Origin of the sequence: Streptomyces sp. NPDC053474, assembly GCF_044544845.1 — a bacterium.
GTDB lineage: Bacteria > Actinomycetota > Actinomycetes > Streptomycetales > Streptomycetaceae > Streptomyces.
This window is the reverse complement of sequence record NZ_JBITXV010000014.1, coordinates 14,945-32,190: the sequence shown is the minus strand read 5'-3', so window position 1 is coordinate 32,190 and position 17,246 is coordinate 14,945. Positions and strand designations below refer to the sequence as shown.

Annotated in this window: 16 protein-coding genes; 11 read left to right on the top strand and 5 right to left on the bottom strand. The window is 72.9% G+C overall.

Annotated elements, in window-relative coordinates; genetic code table 11:
* The first annotated feature begins 1 nt into the window (after position 1).
* From ACIG3E_RS29735 to ACIG3E_RS29695, 9 genes are all read left to right on the top strand, one after another.
* A complete protein-coding gene (locus tag ACIG3E_RS29735; RefSeq protein WP_399622611.1) occupies positions 2-616 on the top strand; it encodes a riboflavin synthase in 615 nt (204 codons plus the stop codon).
* Positions 613-1,281, top strand: coding sequence for a nicotinamide riboside transporter PnuC (locus ACIG3E_RS29730; protein ID WP_399622609.1), 669 nt, complete (start codon positions 613-615; stop codon positions 1,279-1,281). Before ACIG3E_RS29735 ends, ACIG3E_RS29730 begins: the two co-directional genes overlap by 4 nt.
* The gene (locus ACIG3E_RS29725; RefSeq protein ID WP_399622608.1) at positions 1,278-2,606 is read left to right on the top strand and encodes a bifunctional 3,4-dihydroxy-2-butanone-4-phosphate synthase/GTP cyclohydrolase II; all 1,329 of its coding nucleotides are present in this window, start codon (positions 1,278-1,280) and stop codon (positions 2,604-2,606) included. The genes ACIG3E_RS29730 and ACIG3E_RS29725 overlap by 4 nt, the downstream gene beginning before the upstream one ends.
* Before the next feature lie 41 nt (positions 2,607-2,647).
* Entirely contained in the window at positions 2,648-3,133 is a 486-nt protein-coding gene (ribH, locus tag ACIG3E_RS29720; RefSeq protein WP_138958531.1) for a 6,7-dimethyl-8-ribityllumazine synthase, read from the top strand.
* A 35-nt stretch (positions 3,134-3,168) separates the two neighbouring features.
* Positions 3,169-3,441, top strand: a complete 273-nt coding sequence (locus ACIG3E_RS29715) for a phosphoribosyl-ATP diphosphatase (protein WP_030674739.1) — start codon at positions 3,169-3,171, stop codon at positions 3,439-3,441.
* Positions 3,442-3,524: 83 nt separating this feature from the next.
* The gene (gene hisG, locus ACIG3E_RS29710) at positions 3,525-4,373 is read left to right on the top strand and encodes an ATP phosphoribosyltransferase (protein ID WP_399622607.1); all 849 of its coding nucleotides are present in this window, start codon (positions 3,525-3,527) and stop codon (positions 4,371-4,373) included.
* 20 nt (positions 4,374-4,393) lie between these two features.
* Entirely contained in the window at positions 4,394-4,846 is a 453-nt protein-coding gene (locus tag ACIG3E_RS29705; RefSeq protein ID WP_399622606.1) for a PH domain-containing protein, read from the top strand.
* Positions 4,847-5,044: 198 nt separating this feature from the next.
* Positions 5,045-6,394, top strand: a complete 1,350-nt coding sequence (locus ACIG3E_RS29700) for a hemolysin family protein (protein ID WP_399622605.1) — start codon at positions 5,045-5,047, stop codon at positions 6,392-6,394.
* Entirely contained in the window at positions 6,391-7,452 is a 1,062-nt protein-coding gene (locus ACIG3E_RS29695; RefSeq protein WP_399622604.1) for a hemolysin family protein, read from the top strand. The genes ACIG3E_RS29700 and ACIG3E_RS29695 overlap by 4 nt, the downstream gene beginning before the upstream one ends.
* 74 nt (positions 7,453-7,526) lie before the next feature.
* Here the strand turns inward: ACIG3E_RS29695 and ACIG3E_RS29690 are convergent, their stop codons facing one another.
* Positions 7,527-8,234, bottom strand: a complete 708-nt coding sequence (locus ACIG3E_RS29690) for a response regulator (protein WP_399622603.1) — start codon at positions 8,232-8,234, stop codon at positions 7,527-7,529.
* A gap of 343 nt (positions 8,235-8,577) precedes the next feature.
* Here ACIG3E_RS29690 and ACIG3E_RS29685 point away from each other — a divergent pair, with 343 nt between their 5' ends.
* Complete coding sequence (locus ACIG3E_RS29685; protein ID WP_399622602.1) at positions 8,578-8,748, top strand: hypothetical protein; 171 nt, start codon at positions 8,578-8,580, stop codon at positions 8,746-8,748.
* 39 nt (positions 8,749-8,787) lie between these two features.
* On the opposite strand, the gene ACIG3E_RS29680 is transcribed toward ACIG3E_RS29685, so the two are convergent.
* From ACIG3E_RS29680 to ACIG3E_RS29670, 3 genes are all read right to left on the bottom strand, one after another.
* Positions 8,788-10,749, bottom strand: a complete 1,962-nt coding sequence (locus ACIG3E_RS29680; RefSeq protein WP_399622601.1) for a sensor histidine kinase — start codon at positions 10,747-10,749, stop codon at positions 8,788-8,790.
* A gap of 126 nt (positions 10,750-10,875) precedes the next feature.
* Complete coding sequence (locus ACIG3E_RS29675; protein ID WP_399622600.1) at positions 10,876-12,759, bottom strand: AAA family ATPase; 1,884 nt, start codon at positions 12,757-12,759, stop codon at positions 10,876-10,878.
* Between the two features lie 455 nt (positions 12,760-13,214).
* Complete coding sequence (locus tag ACIG3E_RS29670) at positions 13,215-13,865, bottom strand: uridine kinase (protein ID WP_399622599.1); 651 nt, start codon at positions 13,863-13,865, stop codon at positions 13,215-13,217.
* A 292-nt stretch (positions 13,866-14,157) separates the two neighbouring features.
* Here ACIG3E_RS29670 and ACIG3E_RS29665 point away from each other — a divergent pair, with 292 nt between their 5' ends.
* The gene (locus tag ACIG3E_RS29665; RefSeq protein WP_399622598.1) at positions 14,158-15,507 is read left to right on the top strand and encodes a peptidase C39 family protein; all 1,350 of its coding nucleotides are present in this window, start codon (positions 14,158-14,160) and stop codon (positions 15,505-15,507) included.
* 55 nt (positions 15,508-15,562) lie between these two features.
* On the opposite strand, the gene ACIG3E_RS29660 is transcribed toward ACIG3E_RS29665, so the two are convergent.
* The gene (locus tag ACIG3E_RS29660) at positions 15,563-17,047 is read right to left on the bottom strand and encodes a M1 family metallopeptidase (RefSeq protein WP_399622597.1); all 1,485 of its coding nucleotides are present in this window, start codon (positions 17,045-17,047) and stop codon (positions 15,563-15,565) included.
* Between the last annotated feature and the right edge of the window lie 199 nt (positions 17,048-17,246).

The following is a 17,246-nucleotide window of genomic DNA, read 5'->3' as shown; positions in this document are numbered from 1 at the left end:
CGTGTTCACCGGAATCGTCGAAGAGCTGGGCGAAGTCACCGCCGTCGAGACCCTGGCCGACGCGTCCCGCTTCCGCCTGCGCGGTCCCGTCGTCACCGACGGCGCGAAGCACGGCGACTCCATCGCCGTCAACGGCGTGTGTCTCACCGTCGTCGACCACGAGGGCGACGAGTTCACCGCCGACGTGATGGCCGAGACGCTGAACCGCTCCAGCCTCGGCGCCCTCGCGCCCGGCTCGAAGGTCAACCTGGAGCGCCCCACCGCCGTGGGCGCCCGCCTCGGCGGCCACATCGTGCAGGGCCACGTGGACGGCACCGGCACCGTCCTCGACCGCAAGGCCTCCGAGAACTGGGAGATCGTGAAGGTCTCCCTGCCCGCGGATCTCGCCCGCTACGTGGTCGAGAAGGGCTCCATCACCGTCGACGGCGTCAGCCTGACCGTCGTCGACGCCGGAGTCGACTACTTCACCGTCAGCCTCATCCCCACGACGCTCGCGCTCACCACGCTCGGCGTCAAGCAGCCCGGCGACCCCGTCAACCTGGAGGTCGACGTCATCGCCAAGTACGTGGAGCGCCTGCTCGGCACCCGCTCCCAGAGTGAGGAGCCCACGCGATGAACCACTTCGACTGGCTCAACGCCGAGGCCTTCACCGCCTTCGGCCAGCACATCATGTGGTCCGACATGGTCGGCAACAGCATCGGCTTGATCGCCCTCGCCCTCGGCTGGCGCCGCTCGATATGGACCTGGCCCGCCCAATTCCTGTCCGGCGTGATCCTCGTCGCCGCGTACGCCTCCGCCCAGCTGTCCGGCGGCGTCGGCAAACAGCTCCTCGTCATCGGCGTCGCCGTGTGGGGCTGGCGGCAGTGGACCCGCGGCAGCCAGAAGGCGCAGGACGGCTCCATCGCCGTCCGCTTCGCCACCTGGAAGGAGCGCGGACTGCTCCTCGGCGGCACCGCCGTCGGCACCCTCGCGGTCGGCGCGCTGTTCTCCGCCGTGCCCGACCTCTCCTGGAACCCCTGGCCGGACGCCTACATCTTCGTCGGCACGCTCGCCGCGATGGTCGCCCAGGCGCGCGGCCTGGTCGAGTTCTGGTTCGCGTGGCTGCTCGTCGACGTCGTCGGGGTGCCGCTCGCGTTCTCCAGCGGGCTCGCCTTCTCCGGCCTCGTGTACGTCGTCTACCTCGCCCTCGTGCTGTGGGGCCTGCGCGACTGGTGGCTGCGCTCCCGCCGCGCCACCGCCGCTCCGCAGCCGCAGCCCGCCATCGAAGGAGTCCCGGCATGACCACCCACACGCCTCCCGCCGCCCCCGATGACGCCGGGCCGGTGCACCCCTTCTACTACACGGCCGACAACTCCGAGGACCTCTGCCTCGACCCCGTCGAGCTGGCCGTCCGGGACATCGCCGCGGGCCGCCCCGTCGTGGTCGTCGACGACGAGAACCGGGAGAACGAGGGCGACCTCGTCGTCGCCGCCGAGAAGGCGACCCCCGAGATCGTCGCCTTCATGATGACCGAGTGCCGCGGCCTGATCTGCGCCCCCATGGAAGGCGACGAGCTCGACCGCCTCGACCTGCCGCAGATGGTCACGGACAACACCGAGTCCATGCGGACGGCCTTCACCGTGACCGTCGACGCCGGGCCCGCGCACGGCGTGACCACCGGCATCTCCGCCGCCGACCGCGCCACCACCCTCCAGATGCTCGCCAGTGGCAAGGCCAAGGCCGACGACTTCGTCCGCCCCGGCCACATCTTCCCGCTGCGCGCCAAGGAGGGCGGCGTCCTCGCCCGCAACGGCCACACCGAGGCCGCCATCGACCTGGCCCGGCTCGCGGGCCTGCGCCCGGCCGGGGCCATCTGCGAGATCGCCGGCGAGGACGGACGCATGCTGCGCCTGCCCCAGCTGATCCCCTTCGCACGGAAGCACGGACTGACCATCATCTCCATCGAGGACCTGATCGACTACCGGCGCTCCGCCGAGCCCACCGTGCGCCGCGAGGCCGAGGTCCACCTGCCCACGGCCTTCGGCGAGTTCACCGCGTACGGCTACCGCTCCACGGCCGACGGCGTCGAGCACGTGGCGCTCGTCCACGGCGACATCCAGGACGGCGAGGACGTCCTGGTGCGCGTCCACTCCGAGTGCCTGACCGGCGACGTCTTCCACTCCCTGCGCTGCGACTGCGGCCCGCAGCTCCAGGAGTCCATGCGGCGCATCGCCACCGCGGGGCGCGGCGTCGTGGTCTATCTGCGCGGCCACGAGGGCCGCGGCATCGGCCTGATGTCCAAGCTGCGCGCGTACGAGCTCCAGGAGCGCGGCAGCGACACCCTGGACGCCAACCTGGAGCTGGGCCTGCCCGCCGACGCCCGGGACTACGGCGCGGGCGCGCAGATCCTCGACGACCTCGGCGTGCGCAGCCTGCGCCTGCTCACCAACAACCCCGACAAGACCGAGGCGCTCACCCGCCACGGCCTCAAGGTCATCGCCCGCGAGCCCATGCCGGTCACCGCGGGCGAGCACAACCTGCGCTATCTGCGCACCAAGCGCGACCGCATGGGCCACGACCTGCCCTGGCTCGACGCCACGGACATGTCCGCCTGCGGCAACCAGTGACGTTCCACCACCGTCCACCCCACCACCCCTAGGAGAAGCGCGTGAGCGGCAAGGGTGCCCCCGAACTGAGCGTGAAGAACTGCGGTGACCTGCGCGTCGCCGTCATCGCCGCCCTCTGGCACGAGAAGGTCATGGACGGCCTCGTCGACGGCGCGCTGCGCGCCCTGCACGAGCTCGGCATCGACGAGCCGACCCTGCTGCGCGTGCCCGGCAGCTTCGAGCTGCCCGTCGTCGCCAAGGTCCTCGCGGGCCGCGGCTACGACGCGATCGTGGCCCTCGGCGTCGTGATCCGCGGGGGCACCCCGCACTTCGACTACGTGTGCCAGGGCGTCACCCAGGGCCTCACCCAGGTGTCCGTCGACACCGGTGTGCCGATCGGCTTCGGCGTACTGACCTGCGACACCGAGGAGCAGGCGCTGGACCGCGCGGGCATCGAGGGCTCCAGCGAGGACAAGGGCCACGAGGCGGTCACGGCGGCCGTCGCGACGGCCGCCACCCTGCGCACGGTCTCCGAGCCCTGGCGCTGAGCGGGCCACCGCGGGCGCGTAGAGTAAGCGGCATCATGTCCAAGAAGACTTTCGAGGAGCTCTTCACCGAGCTCCAGCACAAGGCAGCCCACGGCGACCCCGCCACCTCCCGCACCGCGGAACTGGTGGACAAGGGCGTCCATGCCATCGGCAAGAAGGTCGTCGAGGAGGCCGCCGAGGTGTGGATGGCCGCCGAGTACGAGGGCAAGGAAGCCGCCGCCGAGGAGATCTCGCAGCTCCTGTACCACGTGCAGGTGATGATGGTCGCCCGCGGGATCTCCCTCAGCGACGTATACGCCCACCTCTAGGACGAACGTTCTATCCGGTGCGCGGCCAGTACGCCGCCGCGCACCTTTCGCACCCGCACCTTCACGCAAAGGAATCCGCCCTCATGCTGCGCATCGCCGTCCCCAACAAGGGTTCACTGTCCGGACCTGCGTCGGCGATGCTGCATGAGGCCGGATACCAGCAGCGCCGCGAGTCCAAGGAACTCGTCATCGTCGACCCCGAGAACGAGGTCGAGTTCTTCTACCTGCGCCCGCGCGACATCGCCATCTACGTCTCCTCGGGCAAGCTCGACATCGGCATCACCGGCCGCGACCTGCTGATCGACTCCGGTGCCAGCGCCGAGGAGATCCTGCCGCTCGGCTTCGCCCGCTCCACCTTCCGCTTCGCCGCCAAGCCGGGCACCGCCCACGGCCTCGCGGACCTCGCGGGCCGCACCGTCGCCACCTCCTACGAGGGCATCGTCGCCAAGCACCTGGCCGACAGCGGCGTCGACGCCTCCGTCATCCACCTCGACGGCGCCGTCGAGACCGCCATCGAGCTGGGCGTCGCCCAGGTGATCGCGGACGTCGTGGAGACCGGCACCAGCCTGCGCAACGCGGGCCTCGAGGTGTTCGGCGAGCCGATCATGAAGTCCGAGGCCGTGGTCATCCGGCGCACCGGCGCCGAGGCCGACGACCCCAAGGTGCAGCAGTTCCTGCGCCGCCTCCAGGGCGTCCTGGTCGCCCGTACGTACGTGATGATGGACTACGACTGCCGCGCCGAGCACCTGGAGCAGGCCGTGGCCCTCACCCCGGGCCTGGAGTCGCCGACCATCTCCCCGCTGCACAACGAGGGCTGGGTCGCCGTCCGCTCCATGGTGCCCACCAAGGACGCCCAGCGGGTCATGGACGACCTGTACGCCATCGGCGCGCGCGCCATCCTGACCACGGCGATCCACGCCTGCCGCCTGTGACCGGACAGGGAAGCACCGTCATGACTGAGTCCTCCGCCCCGCCCGCGCTCCCGGTCACCTTCCGGCCCGGGCGCACCCGGGCCGTGCTGCTCACCGCCGCCGCCGCGATCTTCGCGGTCCTGGTGGTGATCGCGGTGATCCTGCCCGACCTCAACCCGGGCGAGCGCATCAGCTTCGTCTTCACCGGAGCGCTGCTCTCCGGCGCTCTGGTGCTGCTCAGCAGGCCCAAGGTGGTCGCCGACGAGTCCGGCGTCACCGTGGTCAACATCGCCACCCGGCGTCGGCTCGCCTGGGCCGAGATCGTCCAGGTCAACCTGCGCCCCGGCGACCCGTGGGTGTTCCTCAACCTCACCGACGGCACCAGCCTGCCCGCCCTCGGCATCCAGCCGGGCATCGCCAAGCAGCAGGCCATCAGCGACGCCCGGGCGCTGCGCTCCCTGGCCGACGCGCGTTCGGGCAGCGAGCACGGCTGACCTCAGCGGGGGGTCTTGATTAACCTGGTGGCGGGGTCGGCCCGGTGTGCCGCCCCGCCCCTGCCGGGCCCGCGGCCCCCAGGGGCTCCTGCTATCCGAGGAGTGACTCCCTCCGGCGATGGACGGATCGTCCTGTAGTACCTGCGCCGCCCCCTCCCGACATACCGGGACCCGCGCACCGGGCGAGGCGGCGGCATCATGACCATCCCCCTGCTGCTCCTCGGAGCGGCCTTCCTGCTGATCCTGGCCAACGGCTTCTTCGTCGCGGCCGAGTTCGGCCTCGTCACCGTCGAGCGGCCCGACGCCGAGCAGGCGGCGGCCGACGGCGACCGCCGCGCCCGCAGGGTCGTGAGCTCCCTCAAGGAGCTGTCCTTCCAGCTGTCGGGCACACAGCTCGGCATCACCCTCACCTCCCTCGTCGTCGGCATGCTCGCCGAACCGGCCCTCGCGCACCTGCTCGCGGGCCCGTTCACCGCAGCGGGCCTGCCCGAAGCGGCGGTTCCGGGGGTCTCCGTGGCCGTCGGCATGCTCCTGGCGTCCGCCGTGCAGATGGTGATCGGCGAACTCGTGCCGAAGAACTGGGCGGTGTCGAAGCCGCTCCAGGTGGCCCGGTTCGTCGCGGGCCCGCAGCACGCCTTCGCGCGCCTGTTCCGCCCGGTGATCGCCGCGCTGAACGCCGTCGCCAACCGGCTCGTGCGCGCCCTCGGCGTCGAGCCCACCGAGGAGCTGGCCTCCGCCCGCACCCCCGGTGAACTGGTGTCGCTCGCCCGGCACTCGGCCCGCGCCGGGGCCCTGGAGCAGGACACCGCCGACCTGTTCGTCCGCACCCTGTCCCTCGGCGAGCTGACCGCGCAGCACGTGCTGACGCCGCGCGTGAAGGTCAGCGCGCTCCAGTCGTCCGCCACCGCCGAGGACGTGGTCAACCTGACCCGCGCCACCGGCCTGTCCCGCTTCCCGGTCTACCGCGAGCGGATCGACGAAATCGTCGGCGTGGTCCACCTCAAGGACGCCCTGGCCGTGCCCGGCCACGCACGCCTGCGCACACCCGTCAGCCGCATCGCCAAGCCGCCGCTGCTCGTCCCCGAGACGCTGCCCGTGCAGCCCCTCCTGGAGCGGCTGCGCAGCGAGCAGCCCATGGCCGTCGTCGTCGACGAGTACGGCGGCACGGCGGGCGTCGTCACCCTGGAGGACATCGTCGAGGAGCTCGTCGGCGAGGTCCGCGACGAGCACGACCGCCAGGACCTGCCCGAACTCGCCGCGGCCCCGCCCGAGGACGGCCGCCCCGCCTGGGACGCCGACGGCGGCTGCCGCGTCGACACGCTCCAGCGCATAGGCCTCGACGTCCCCGAGGGGCCGTACGAGACGGTGGCCGGGCTCGTCGCTGACCTCCTCGGGCGCATCCCCGCGCCCGGCGACCGGGCCGAGCTCCCGGGCTGGCGGCTCGCGGTGCGCCAGGTCGGGCACTACCGCGCCGAGCGCGTGCGGCTCGTACGGACCGCCGGGGCGCGGCCCGCCGGGGACAGGGCCGTCGCGGAGGCGGTGCGATGAGCGCCCTCCAACTCCTCCTGGCCCTGCTGCTCGTGCTCGCCAACGGCTTCTTCGTGGGGGCCGAGTTCGCGCTCGTCTCCGTGCGCCGCAGCCAGATCGAGCCGCTCGGCACGGCCCGGGCCCGGCAGGTCCTGTACGGCCTGGAGCACCTGCCGCAGATGATGGCCGCCGCCCAGTTCGGCATCACCGTCTGCTCGCTGACGCTCGGCGCGGTCGCCGAGCCGACCGTGGCGCACCTCCTGGAGCCGCTGTTCGAGGCGGCCCACCTGCCGGACGGCGTGATCCACCCCCTCGGGTACGTGATCGCGCTCGCGGTGGTCGTCTTCCTGCACCTCGTCATCGGCGAGATGGTCCCCAAGAACCTCGCGATGGCGGCGCCGGAGCGGACCGCGCTCTGGCTCAGCCCGGGTCTGGTCGCCTTCGCCCGGCTCTGCCGCCCGGTCACGGCCGCGCTCGGGGCCTGCGCCCGGGTGATCCTGCGGCTGTTCGGGGTCGAGCCCAAGGACGAGGTCGAGGCGGTCTTCACCAGCGTGCAGCTGGGCCGCCTGGTCGAGGACGCGGGCCAGGCCGGGCTGCTCGACCCGCAGGAGCAGGAGCGCCTGGAGGACGCCCTGGAGCTGGGCTCGCGCCCGGTCACCGACGTCCTGCTCGACAGCGCGTCCCTGGTCACCGTCGGCCCGTCGGTCACCCCCGACCAGGTGGTCGACCTCACCGCCCGCACCGGCTACTCCCGCTTCCCGGTGCGTGCGGAGAGCGGCGCCTTCATGGGCTATCTGCACGTCAAGGACGTCCTCGACCTGGAGGACACCGACCGTGCGGTGCCGCAGCACGTCTGGCACCAGATGACGACGCTGCGGGCCGAACTGCCCCTGGACGACGCCCTGTCGGTGATGCGGCACGCCGCGACCCATCTGGCGCAGGTCGCCGACCCCTGCGGCCGGATCCTCGGCCTGGTCGCCCTGGAGGACGTCCTGGAACTCCTGGTCGGCGAGGTCAGGGACCCGGCCCACCGGGTGACGGTGCCACGGGCCACGCGAGGGAAGGCACTGGTGGGCTGACTCCTGGGAGCGCCGGACGGGCAGTATTAAGCCCGTCCGGCGTTTGAGGACGAGCGCGCAGCGCGAAAACCCGCTCAGGCCCCCTGCCCCAGGCCCGCGTCGCGGGCCCGCACGATGGCCGTGGCCCGGTCGGCGACCTGGAGCTTCACAAAGATCGCCGAGACGTGGTTGCTGATGGTCTTCGGCGCCAGCTGGAGCCTGCGGGCGATCGCCGGATTGGCCATGCCCGCGGCGATCAGATCGAGGACCTCCAGCTCGCGCGCCGTCAGCTCCGGGAACGGCGAGCGCGCCGCGGCGTCCCGCGGCCGGGCCATCCACTCGGCCACGCGGCGGGCGATGCGCGGCCCGAAGATGGCCTCCCCGGCGGCCACGCAGCGGACCGCGCGGACGATCTCGTCCTGCGCCGCGCCCTTGAGGATGTAGCCGCGGGCGCCCGCCCGCATCGCCGCGAACACCGACTCGTCGTCCTCGAACATCGTCAGGACGAGCACCGCCGTGTCCGGCGCGGACGCGAGCACCTCCCGGGTCGCGCCGACCCCGTCGAGGTCCGGCATCTCCAGGTCGACGACGAGCACCCGGGGCCGGTGGAGCAGCGTCTCGCGCACGGCGTCGCGGCCGCCCGCCGCCTCGCCGACCACTCTGATGCCGTCGATGGACCCGAGCAGCGCCCGCAGGCCTCCGCGGACCACGGGGTGGTCGTCGGCCAGGACCACGGTCAGCTCACTGGACTCGGCGGGCGTCGTCAAGGCGCGGCTCCCAACGGCGGCGATGCGTCCTGCCATGTCTACCCATCGTTCCGGACGCTGGACCCTCTGTCCCGGGCGCGGGCACCCGCGTCGACCGGGAGGACTTCCCGGCACGGCAAGGAGCACGGGCCCTGACCCGAAGGGCCCGCACCGGACCATGCTGAGCCTGGAAACGGGGGGCTGCCGGGTCCGTGCCAGCGGGCCCGGCAGGCACATGAAGCCCCGCAAAGCCGATGACCAGGCCCCGGAACGGAGGCACACCCGATGCGCCGGACACCTCCTCGCGGGGCACCGCCCTTGAGCCCGCCGGTCTGCACGTGCGCGGCCCGGCACGTGCTCGTTCCCACGAGCCCGCACCCCAAGGACAAGGAGAACGGCAATGCGCGACACACTCAAGACAGTTGGCGTGGCGACCCTTGCCGCGGCGGCCCTCTGCGCCGGTTTCGCCGGGACAGCGGCGGCCGCGACGGGGGGAGGTGGTGCGGTCACGAGGGTGGTGGCCGCGGGTGAGTACGTCCACCACGCGTGGACACGGATCCTGTACGGCTGACGGAATCAGGGGCCTCAGCCGCACAGTGCCGCGCTGGTGCTAGTGGGACCGCAACGGCAGGACGGCGCTCACCTCCCCGCCCTCCGGACCGGACCGGCACCGGCACCAGCCGGCGAGCTCGGCGGCCCGCTCCGCCATCGTGGACATGCCCACCCCGGGCTGCCACGGCAGGGCGGACGGGCCGCCGTTGTCGGTGACCCGGATGCGCAGCGCGTCGTCGACGCGCAGCCGGACCAGGGCGTGGTCGGCCCGCGAGTGCCGGGCCGCGTTCGTCAGCGCCTCGGTCGCGATCCGGTACGCCGCCACCTCGACCGCGGCCGGCAGCCGGGGGAGCCTGCCGGGCGCGTCGATGGTGATGGCGAGCGGCGCGCCGCCGACGCGGTGGCTGAGCCGCTCGGCCTGCCGGGCGAGGGCGGCCACCAGCCCCAGCTCGTCCAGGGCGGGCGGCCGCAGCCCCTCGACGAGACGGCGGATCTCGTCGATGGCGCCGCTCGCGTGCCCACGCAGCTGGTCGAGCAGGAGCTCGGCCGTGGCCGGGTCGGAGCGGATCAGATTGCGCACCGCGTCGGCGGTGAAGGCGAGGCCGGTGAGGGTGGGGCCGAGTCCGTCGTGCAGATCGCGGCGCAGCCGCCGCCGCTCCTCCTCGCGGGCCGACACCAGGCGCTCGCGCGAGGACTGGAGCTCCTCGGACAGGACGGTCGCCCGCACCGCCACCCCCAGCGGCACCACCAGGACCTGGAGGGTGCGCAGGTCCTCCGCGTTGAGCCGGGCCTGCCCCCGGCGGGTGCCCACGACCAGTTCGGCCTCCTTGGAGCCGGGCGCGGGCAGCGGCACCATCGCGCAGCCGGGCGGCGGGGTGCCGGAGGCCGCCACCGGTCGCCCTTCGAGGTGGAAGGCGGCGTACGGCAGGCGCAGCGCGTCGCGGACGGCGAGGAGCAGTCCGTCCAGGCCGGTCTCGGCGGTGAGCCGGGCGCCCAGCCGGTTGAGCGCGCGCACGGGGTCGGCCCGGTCGCCGTAGAGGAGCCGGTCGATGCCGTGCTGGAGCGCGCCGCGCACGGGGTGGAAGGCGATCGCGACGGCGATGGCGACCAGCGCGGCCCCGCCGATGTGGAAGGTCTCGCGCAGCACCCGGTCAAGGAACAGGACCGCGGCCGTGTACACGCCGAGCACCCCGAGGGACAGCGTCATGTACAGCAGGGCGCGGGAGACCACCCACTGGATGTCGAGGACCTGCGGGCACAGGATCGCGACGGCGATCGCGATCGGCTGGGCGGTGATGAGGACCTGGAGGGCCTCCGCGTTCATGCCGAGCGGCCACCACGGCACGGCGCAGAGCACGGCGAGCATCAGCCACAGCATCTGGCGGCGCAGCCGCTCGTCGCCCCAGCGGTAGCGCACTATCAGGGCGGCGAGGTCGATGAGCATGGGCACGAAGATGCCCAGGAGGTCGGTCTGCGCCCGGTACGGCTCCAGCGGCGGCCAGCTCAGGACCCGCAGATAGCCGGAGGGGCCGCCGAGCGCGTACGGCTCCGGCGTCGTCACGCTCCACAGCCAGAACAGGCCCCCGATGGCGGCGGTGCCCCAGAGCACCGGGCGCCAGCGCGGGCCCGGGAGCTCCCCGGTGGGGAACAGCAGGAGCGCGAGCGGCACGAAGAGCCGCAGGCCCAGCGGCCAGGCGGCGAGGGCGAGGGTCACCAGGAGGCGGAGCGTCGCCGGGGCCCAGCCCTCGCGCAGGCCGAGGGCGAGGAGGCCGAGGCTCAGGACGGTCCCGGCGTGCGCCGCGCCGCCGCCGAGCAGGAGCCAGCCGATGGGGTTGCGGGGGCGGCGCCAGGCCACGGCGACCCCGCAGGCGGCGAAGACGAGGGACAGCGTGGTGTCGGTGACGACGAAGCTGTCGGCGGCGAGCTGGAAGCTGAGCCCGCAGGCGATCCACAGGGCCACACCGGTGCCGGTGGCCGTCGTGACGGCGGCGAAGGATCCCCATGCCAGCCAGGTGGTCATCGTCGCGCACCCCCACCGTGTCCGCGCCCTTGTGGTCAGGGTCGCGGACTTCTGGCCAGGACCTGCATGCTTGGGCGGCAAATGCCCCTAAGGGGTGACAGGCGGGGCCGTTCCGCCCGGGTGCGGTCAGCCCGCTCCGGTGGGTCCCGTGGGGCCCCGGCCCGAGAGGACCTCGCCGTACGCCTGCATCAGGTCGGGCAGCCGCAGCGTCGCCAGGTCGGTGCGCGTTGGCTCGCCCGGGTAGCCGGAGAGCCGCAGGTCGCGATAGGCGCAGCTCTTCTCGTACAGGGTGCGCAGGAACCTTCCGTTGCCCAGTTCGTCGATCCAGGCCTGGTCGACGACGTGGCCGCTGATGGACCGCAGCTCGTCGAGGGCCTCCTCGTCCCACACGTCGCCGTTCTCACCGGCGAGCACCTCGCCGATCGCGGTGAGTTCCAGCGGGCGGTACGAGGGGAAGTCGACGCGGGTGGTGAAGCGCGAGGACAGGCCGGGGTTCGCGGCGAGCAGGCGGTCCATGCCCTCCGGGTAGCCGGCGAGGATCACCACGAGGTGGTCGCGGTTGTCCTCGGCGCGCTTCAGGAGCACTTGGAGCGCCTCGTCGCCGTACGCGTCGCCCTTGCCGTAGCCGGAGTTGGACAGGGCGTAGGCCTCGTCGACGAAGAGGACGCCGCCGATGGCGGAGTCGATGAGCTCGTTGGCCTTGACGGCGGTCTGTCCCAGGTACTCGCCGACCAGGTCGGCGCGCTGGGCCTCCACCAGGTGGTCGCCGCCGAGCAGGCCGAGCGCGTAGAAGACCCGGCCGAGGATGCGGGCCACGGTGGTCTTGCCGGTGCCCGAGGGGCCGGAGAAGACGAAGTGTCGTTTCGGCGGTTGCACGGGCAGGCCCTGGGCCGCCCGCAGGCGGGCCATGTTGAGCTGTGCGGACAGCGCCTTGACCTGCCGCTTGACGGGTTCGAGCCCGACCATGCGCTCCAGCTCGGCGATGGCCTCGGCGAGCAGGGCCGGATCCGCGGGGCCGGGCGGCAGCTGCGGCGGCGGGGGTTTGACGGGGATGATCGCCTTCTCCCGCACGGTGTCGGCGGCGGGCGGGTCGGCGGGACCCGTGCCCGGCGGCAGATCGGGCTCGGTGACCTTCAGATCGCGGCCCTCGGCGCCGAACAGGGCGTCCACGCCGTCGGGCGCGTCGAGCACGTCCTGGCCGAGGCCGGTGAGGGTGACGGCGGCGAGGTCGCTGCCGTCGTCGAAGCCGTCGCCCTCGGCGATGGCCGCAAGCCGCGCGGAGGTGTCCATGAAGGCGGGGTCGACCCGGTGCACCGCGCGGTACAGCGGCAGGGCAGCGGCGGACCTGCCGGTGCCCTCGTGCGCGCGGGCCAGCCAGTAGCGCAGCTCCTTGCGCTGCGGCTGCTCGCTGCGGCAGCGCATCAGGGCGGCGGAGAGCAGCGGCTCGGCCTGGCCGTACATGTCGAGCCGGACCCGGGCCATGCCGCCGAACAGGCCCGCCTCGATGCCGAGCATCGGGTCGTCGAGCAGCGGGTCGGTGTGCCGCACCAGCTGCTCCCAGTCCTTGACCAGGTAGGCGCGGCAGGAGTGCAGGAAGCGCACCTGGCTGTCGGTGTCGACGGGCGGCAGGCCCGCGAGCGCCCGGTCGAGCTCCGGGACGTGGCGGCCGTCCAGCCAGTGCGAGGCGTGCGCGAGCAGCAGGTCGCGGATGGACTCCAGGACGGGCTGGACCCACCAGCCGAGCCAGTACCAGGAGTTGAGGGTGCGGCCGTGCCGGGCGCGCTGCTCGCCGAAGCGGTCCCGGTGTTGGTACATGCGCAGGAGCGCCGTCGTCGTGTCGACGCGCAGCGCGTGCAGCCCGAGCCAGCCGTCGGCCATGCCCGGGTCGATGCGCACCGCGGCCCGGAACTCCTCCTCCGCCTGCGGATAGGCGCCCATCGTGTAGGCGTCGACCCCCCGCAGCCAGGCGAGGTCGGCCGGGGCGGCCCGGCCCTGCGTGCCGAAGTCCATCACGTCCCCCACAAGCCGTGCCCCCGTGTGTGTGCCACCGGGCCGCTGCCCGTCGGCGACCGATCTGAACCGCCGTGCTGCGGACGGGAGTTGACTCGGTGCGCGAAGCCGCCGTCCGTTTGGTCGCACCGAGAGGCATCGTACCTGCGGAGAGGTGCCCGGCCGTAGGGTGCGGGGGCGCGGGATCGGGCGCGGAGGGTGCGGAAGCCGCCCTGGTGGGAGCGGGCGCGACGGTCACCCAGGGTGAGCGAATGACGGCTCGCGGCGCCCGGCGGAAGGGGTGTGCGGGCAGAACGAAGCCCCCGATCACGGGGGAACAACCGGGGGCTTCGCGTAGAGGGGCGACCCGAAAGGGCGCTCCTTGAGAACGTAAGTCCTGTAAGGCCCCCGGGTCAAGCAGAGTTGAGCCACTCACCGAAACTGGCCATGTGGTCGGAAACGGACTTCCCGAAGTTTCAGCGCGCTGCCGACGGGCCTTCACTCTGAGTTACAATTTTGGCGTCCGCTGCCGTCCCGGCGGGCCCCGTCAGCACCTCGTACCCCTGGGGCAACTGGCGTACCAGAAGCTCCGCGTACGGCCGCGACGGGTCTTCGGCGAAATGACGCCGCTCGGCGTCTTCCCAGCCGTCCCAGAAGTCGCGTTGTTCCGGTCCGTCCCGATGGCGCCCGCGGGCCCAGGACTCGGCGCACGGCAGCTCCATCCACAGCAGTCGCGCCAGGCGCGGGCGTAGCACGCGGCGGCCCGCGCCGACACCCTCGACGAGGACGACGGGGGCGGGCGGCAGGGGGCGACTTGCAGGGCCGAAGCGGCGCGCGTGCCAGTCGTACGCCTCGTAATGCGCTGTTTCGCCCCGGGACAGCGGGGCGATGACCTGCTCCCGCAGCCGGTCCGTCCAGTCGAACAGGGCCTCGTGGCTCGCGATGTCGTCGAGCCGGAGCACCGGCGCGCCCCCGAGCGCGTCGGCGAGCCGCGAGGCGAACGTCGACTTGCCGGAGCCCGCGTGTCCGTCGACGGCGACGAGGCGGACGGGGCCGCAGGACGGGGGGAGCGCGCACAGCGCACGGGCGAGGCGCGGGAGGGGGGTGGGGCGCCGGGTCATGGTCATCATCCGCCAGCCTAGGCCCCCGCGCCCATTTCCGAACAGTTGCACGGTTCGGCGCGGCGTCGCAGGTCATACCAGTGGTGGAGGCCCATGTTGGTGGGTTTCGCCGGGTCAGCTCCCTGGTGGAACCCGCCATCGAGCAGCCATAGTTGGCGCACTGTCGTGCACCTGACGAGTCTGGTCCGGGCCGCGTCCCGGCGGGCCTCGTCCCCACGGGCTCCGCTCCGGGGCCCGTCACCGAAACGTCCGGCTGGTGCCGGAACCCATGCCGACCGGGGGCCCGATCATGGACAGCATGTCCCGCAGAACCCTCCTCGTCGCCACGGCGGGTGCCGTGGCCGCCGCGGCCGTGGCGGACCCCGCCGCCGCCCGCCCGCGTCCCCCGCGCGCCGACCGCCCGGTGGACAACCGCTTCTGGACCTCCCGCAAGGACTGGTCCGCCGGGGCGGCGGACGGCGTGCGCACCGTCGCCAAGCCCCGCGCCGGGGTCGAGCTGGCCAGGCCGGTCGGCACCGTCGCCTACGCGGACCCGCACACCGGCAGGACCACCACCTGGGAGTACGCCCGCTGGACCGGCCCCGTGCACCGCTCCACCGTGCCCGGCACGGAGGTCATCGCCTCCTGGAACGCCCGCACGCCCCGCGGCACCTGGATCCAGGTCGAGGTGGAGGCCACCTACTCCGACGGCGCGCGGACGCCGTGGTACGTCCTCGGCCGCTGGACCTCCGGCGACGACCGGCAGGACCCGGCGGCCCCGGTCATCCGGCGCACCTCGGTCGACGGCCAGGAGGACGGCAGGTCGACCGTGTGGACGGACACCCTGTCCCTCGACGACACCACGACCGGCCTGCGCCTCGTCTCGTACCGGCTGCGCCTGACCCTGTACCGCGAGCCCGGGACCACGCTCACCCCCACGGTGTGGCGGCTCGGCGCGATGACGTCGGACGTGCCCGACCGCTTCACGGTGCCCGCGTCCGAGCCGGGGTACGCCGGGGAGCTCGCGGTGCCGCGCTACTCGCAGGAGATCCACAAGGGCCAGTACCCGGAGTACGACAACGGCGGCGAGGCCTGGTGCAGCCCCACCTCGTCCCAGATGATCCTGGAGTACTGGGGCCGTGGGCCCACGGCCGCGGACCTCGCCTGGGTCGACCCCTCCCTGGCAGACCCGCAGGTGTGTCACGCGGCCCGCTTCACCTACGACTACCAGTACGGCGGCTGCGGCAACTGGCCGTTCAACGCCGCCTACGCCGCGACGTACCGGGACATGCAGGGCGTCGTCACCCGGCTCGGGTCGCTCACCGACCTGGAGACGCTGATCGCCGCGGGCATCCCCGCCATCACGTCGCAGTCGTTCCTGAAGGAGGAGCTGACCGGCGCGGGCTACGGCACGGCGGGCCATCTGATGACCGTGATCGGCTTCACCGCCGAGGGCGATGTGATCGCCAACGACCCGGCGTCGCCGAGCAACGCCGCGGTGCGGCGCGTGTACCGGCGGCGCGAGTGGGAGACGATCTGGCTGCGGACCAAGCGCAGGAACGCGCAGGGCAAGGTCGTCTCCGGCACCGGCGGCGTGTGCTACCTGTACTTCCCGCTGCGGCCTTCCAAGGCCCAGCTGGCCGCGCTCGCCGCGGTCGGCGTGCGCTGACGCGCGGGGCCCCGCCCCCGGTACGTCCCGGAGGCGGGGCCCGTGGTCACGGCGCTCAGGTCGCCGGATCCACCACCCAGTCCGGGTGTCCGGGCATCGGCGGCGTCTTCGCCCCGTACAGCCACGGCTTGAGGAAGCCCTCCAGGTCCTCGCCCGCGACCCGCGAGGCCAGGTCGACGTAGTCCCGCGTGCTCGCGGCCTTCCCGCGGTACTCGGTGACCCAGGCCCGCTCGATCTTCTGGAAGGTCTGCTCGCCCACCCGCTCGCGCAGCGCGTACAGGACGAGCGCCGAGCCGTCGTAGCGCATGCGCTTGAAGAGGTTGGGCTCGGTGGGCTCGGCGGGCGCGCCGTAGTCCTTGCGCCACTGGTCGTGCGCCTTGTACGCGGCCTTCATGGCCTCCTCGAAGCTGGTGCCGCCGTGCTGCTCGGAGTACAGGCGCTCGTAGAAGCGGGCGTGGCCCTCGCTGACCCACAGGTCCGACCAGCCCTTGAGCGCGACGCTGTCGCCGAACCACTGATGGGTCAGCTCGTGCACCAGATTGCGCTCCGCGTCGACCTGGGTGCCGAGCAGATCGGCCTTGGGGACGAGCGAGAGGGTCTGGGTCTCCAGGGCGACGCCGAGGTCGGTGTCGCCGACGAGGATCCCGTAGCGGTTGAAGGGGTAGGGGCCGAGCTTCTCCTGGAGCCAGGCCAGGTGGTCCTCGGTGAGCTTGCGGTACTTCGCGGTCGGCTCGACGAGGGCGTCCGGCACCACGTCGCGGATCGGCAGCCCGCCCGGGCCCGTGCGGTCGTCGAGGGTGAACCTGCCGACGGCCAGCTGCACCAGCTGCGTGGACAGCGGCTGCTCGGAGTCGTACGTCCACTGCACGCGGTCGCCCGGCTTGGCGGCCTTGCCGACCAGCTTGCCGTTGGCGACGGCCGTCAGGTCCTTCGGCGTGGTGATGCGGAAGGTGATGGGGGCGCGCTGGCTGGGGTGGTCGTTGGCGGGGAAGATCAGCCGGGCGCCGTTGGGCTGGGGGTAGACCACCGTGCCGTCGGGCGTGGGGATCCAGCCGTAGTCCTCGATGGCGTCGTCGCGGTGGCGGACCTGGGTGGGGTCGGCGGTGTAGGTCACCTTCACGGTGAAGGAGCGGCCCTTGGCCAGCGGCGCCTTGGGCGTGACGGTCAGCTCGTCGCCCGCGCGCGAGGTGCCCGCGGCCCTGCCGTCGACGGTGACCGCGTGCAGGGTGTTGCCGCCGAAGTCGAGGTTGAAGCGGGACAGCGCCTGGGAGGCCGTGGCCTTGATGGTCGCGGTCGCCTCGAACGGCGTCTTGGGCGCCTGCCAGTCGAAGTCCAGGAGGTAGCGGTCGACCTGGTAGCCGCCGTTGCCGTCCAGCGGGAACATCGGGTCGCCGAGGCCCGGGGCGCCGGGCGACGGCTTGGCCTCGGGGGTCGAGGCGGAGGTGGCGTACGAGACCGGTCCGGTGAGGGCGGCCGCCACGGTCACGGCCGCCGCCAGGGCGAGCCGCGCTCTGCGGCGGGGCGTCGGGAACGTACTCATCGGAAACCCTTCGGTCGATGGTGCGTGGACGTACGAGTACGACCGGTGGCGCGCGGACGTACGCCGACTTAGACGCACGGCACGGGGTCCGAGTTGTGGGGTGACCAACGTCTCGCCCGATACGAGTGATTTCGCTGGCATGGTGGAGGGGGCAGTGGGAGGGGCCACTGTCGGCCAGTGGGGGGACACCACTGCCGGA

Bases quoted from the DNA above. Each gene is read 5' to 3' on its own strand.
- ACIG3E_RS29730 (WP_399622609.1), top strand. From the start codon at position 613: ATGAACCACTTCGACTGGCTCAACGCCGAGGCCTTCACCGCCTTCGGC.
- ACIG3E_RS29725 (WP_399622608.1), top strand. From the start codon at position 1,278: ATGACCACCCACACGCCTCCCGCCGCCCCCGATGACGCCGGGCCGGTG.
- ACIG3E_RS29715 (WP_030674739.1), top strand. From the start codon at position 3,169: ATGTCCAAGAAGACTTTCGAGGAGCTCTTCACCGAGCTCCAGCACAAG.
- hisG (WP_399622607.1), top strand. From the start codon at position 3,525: ATGCTGCGCATCGCCGTCCCCAACAAGGGTTCACTGTCCGGACCTGCG.
- ACIG3E_RS29705 (WP_399622606.1), top strand. From the start codon at position 4,394: ATGACTGAGTCCTCCGCCCCGCCCGCGCTCCCGGTCACCTTCCGGCCC.
- ACIG3E_RS29700 (WP_399622605.1), top strand. From the start codon at position 5,045: ATGACCATCCCCCTGCTGCTCCTCGGAGCGGCCTTCCTGCTGATCCTG.
- ACIG3E_RS29695 (WP_399622604.1), top strand. From the start codon at position 6,391: ATGAGCGCCCTCCAACTCCTCCTGGCCCTGCTGCTCGTGCTCGCCAAC.
- ACIG3E_RS29690 (WP_399622603.1), bottom strand. From the start codon at position 8,234: ATGGCAGGACGCATCGCCGCCGTTGGGAGCCGCGCCTTGACGACGCCC.
- ACIG3E_RS29685 (WP_399622602.1), top strand. From the start codon at position 8,578: ATGCGCGACACACTCAAGACAGTTGGCGTGGCGACCCTTGCCGCGGCG.
- ACIG3E_RS29680 (WP_399622601.1), bottom strand. From the start codon at position 10,749: ATGACCACCTGGCTGGCATGGGGATCCTTCGCCGCCGTCACGACGGCC.
- ACIG3E_RS29675 (WP_399622600.1), bottom strand. From the start codon at position 12,759: ATGGACTTCGGCACGCAGGGCCGGGCCGCCCCGGCCGACCTCGCCTGG.
- ACIG3E_RS29670 (WP_399622599.1), bottom strand. From the start codon at position 13,865: ATGACCATGACCCGGCGCCCCACCCCCCTCCCGCGCCTCGCCCGTGCG.
- ACIG3E_RS29665 (WP_399622598.1), top strand. From the start codon at position 14,158: ATGTCCCGCAGAACCCTCCTCGTCGCCACGGCGGGTGCCGTGGCCGCC.
- ACIG3E_RS29660 (WP_399622597.1), bottom strand. From the start codon at position 17,047: ATGAGTACGTTCCCGACGCCCCGCCGCAGAGCGCGGCTCGCCCTGGCG.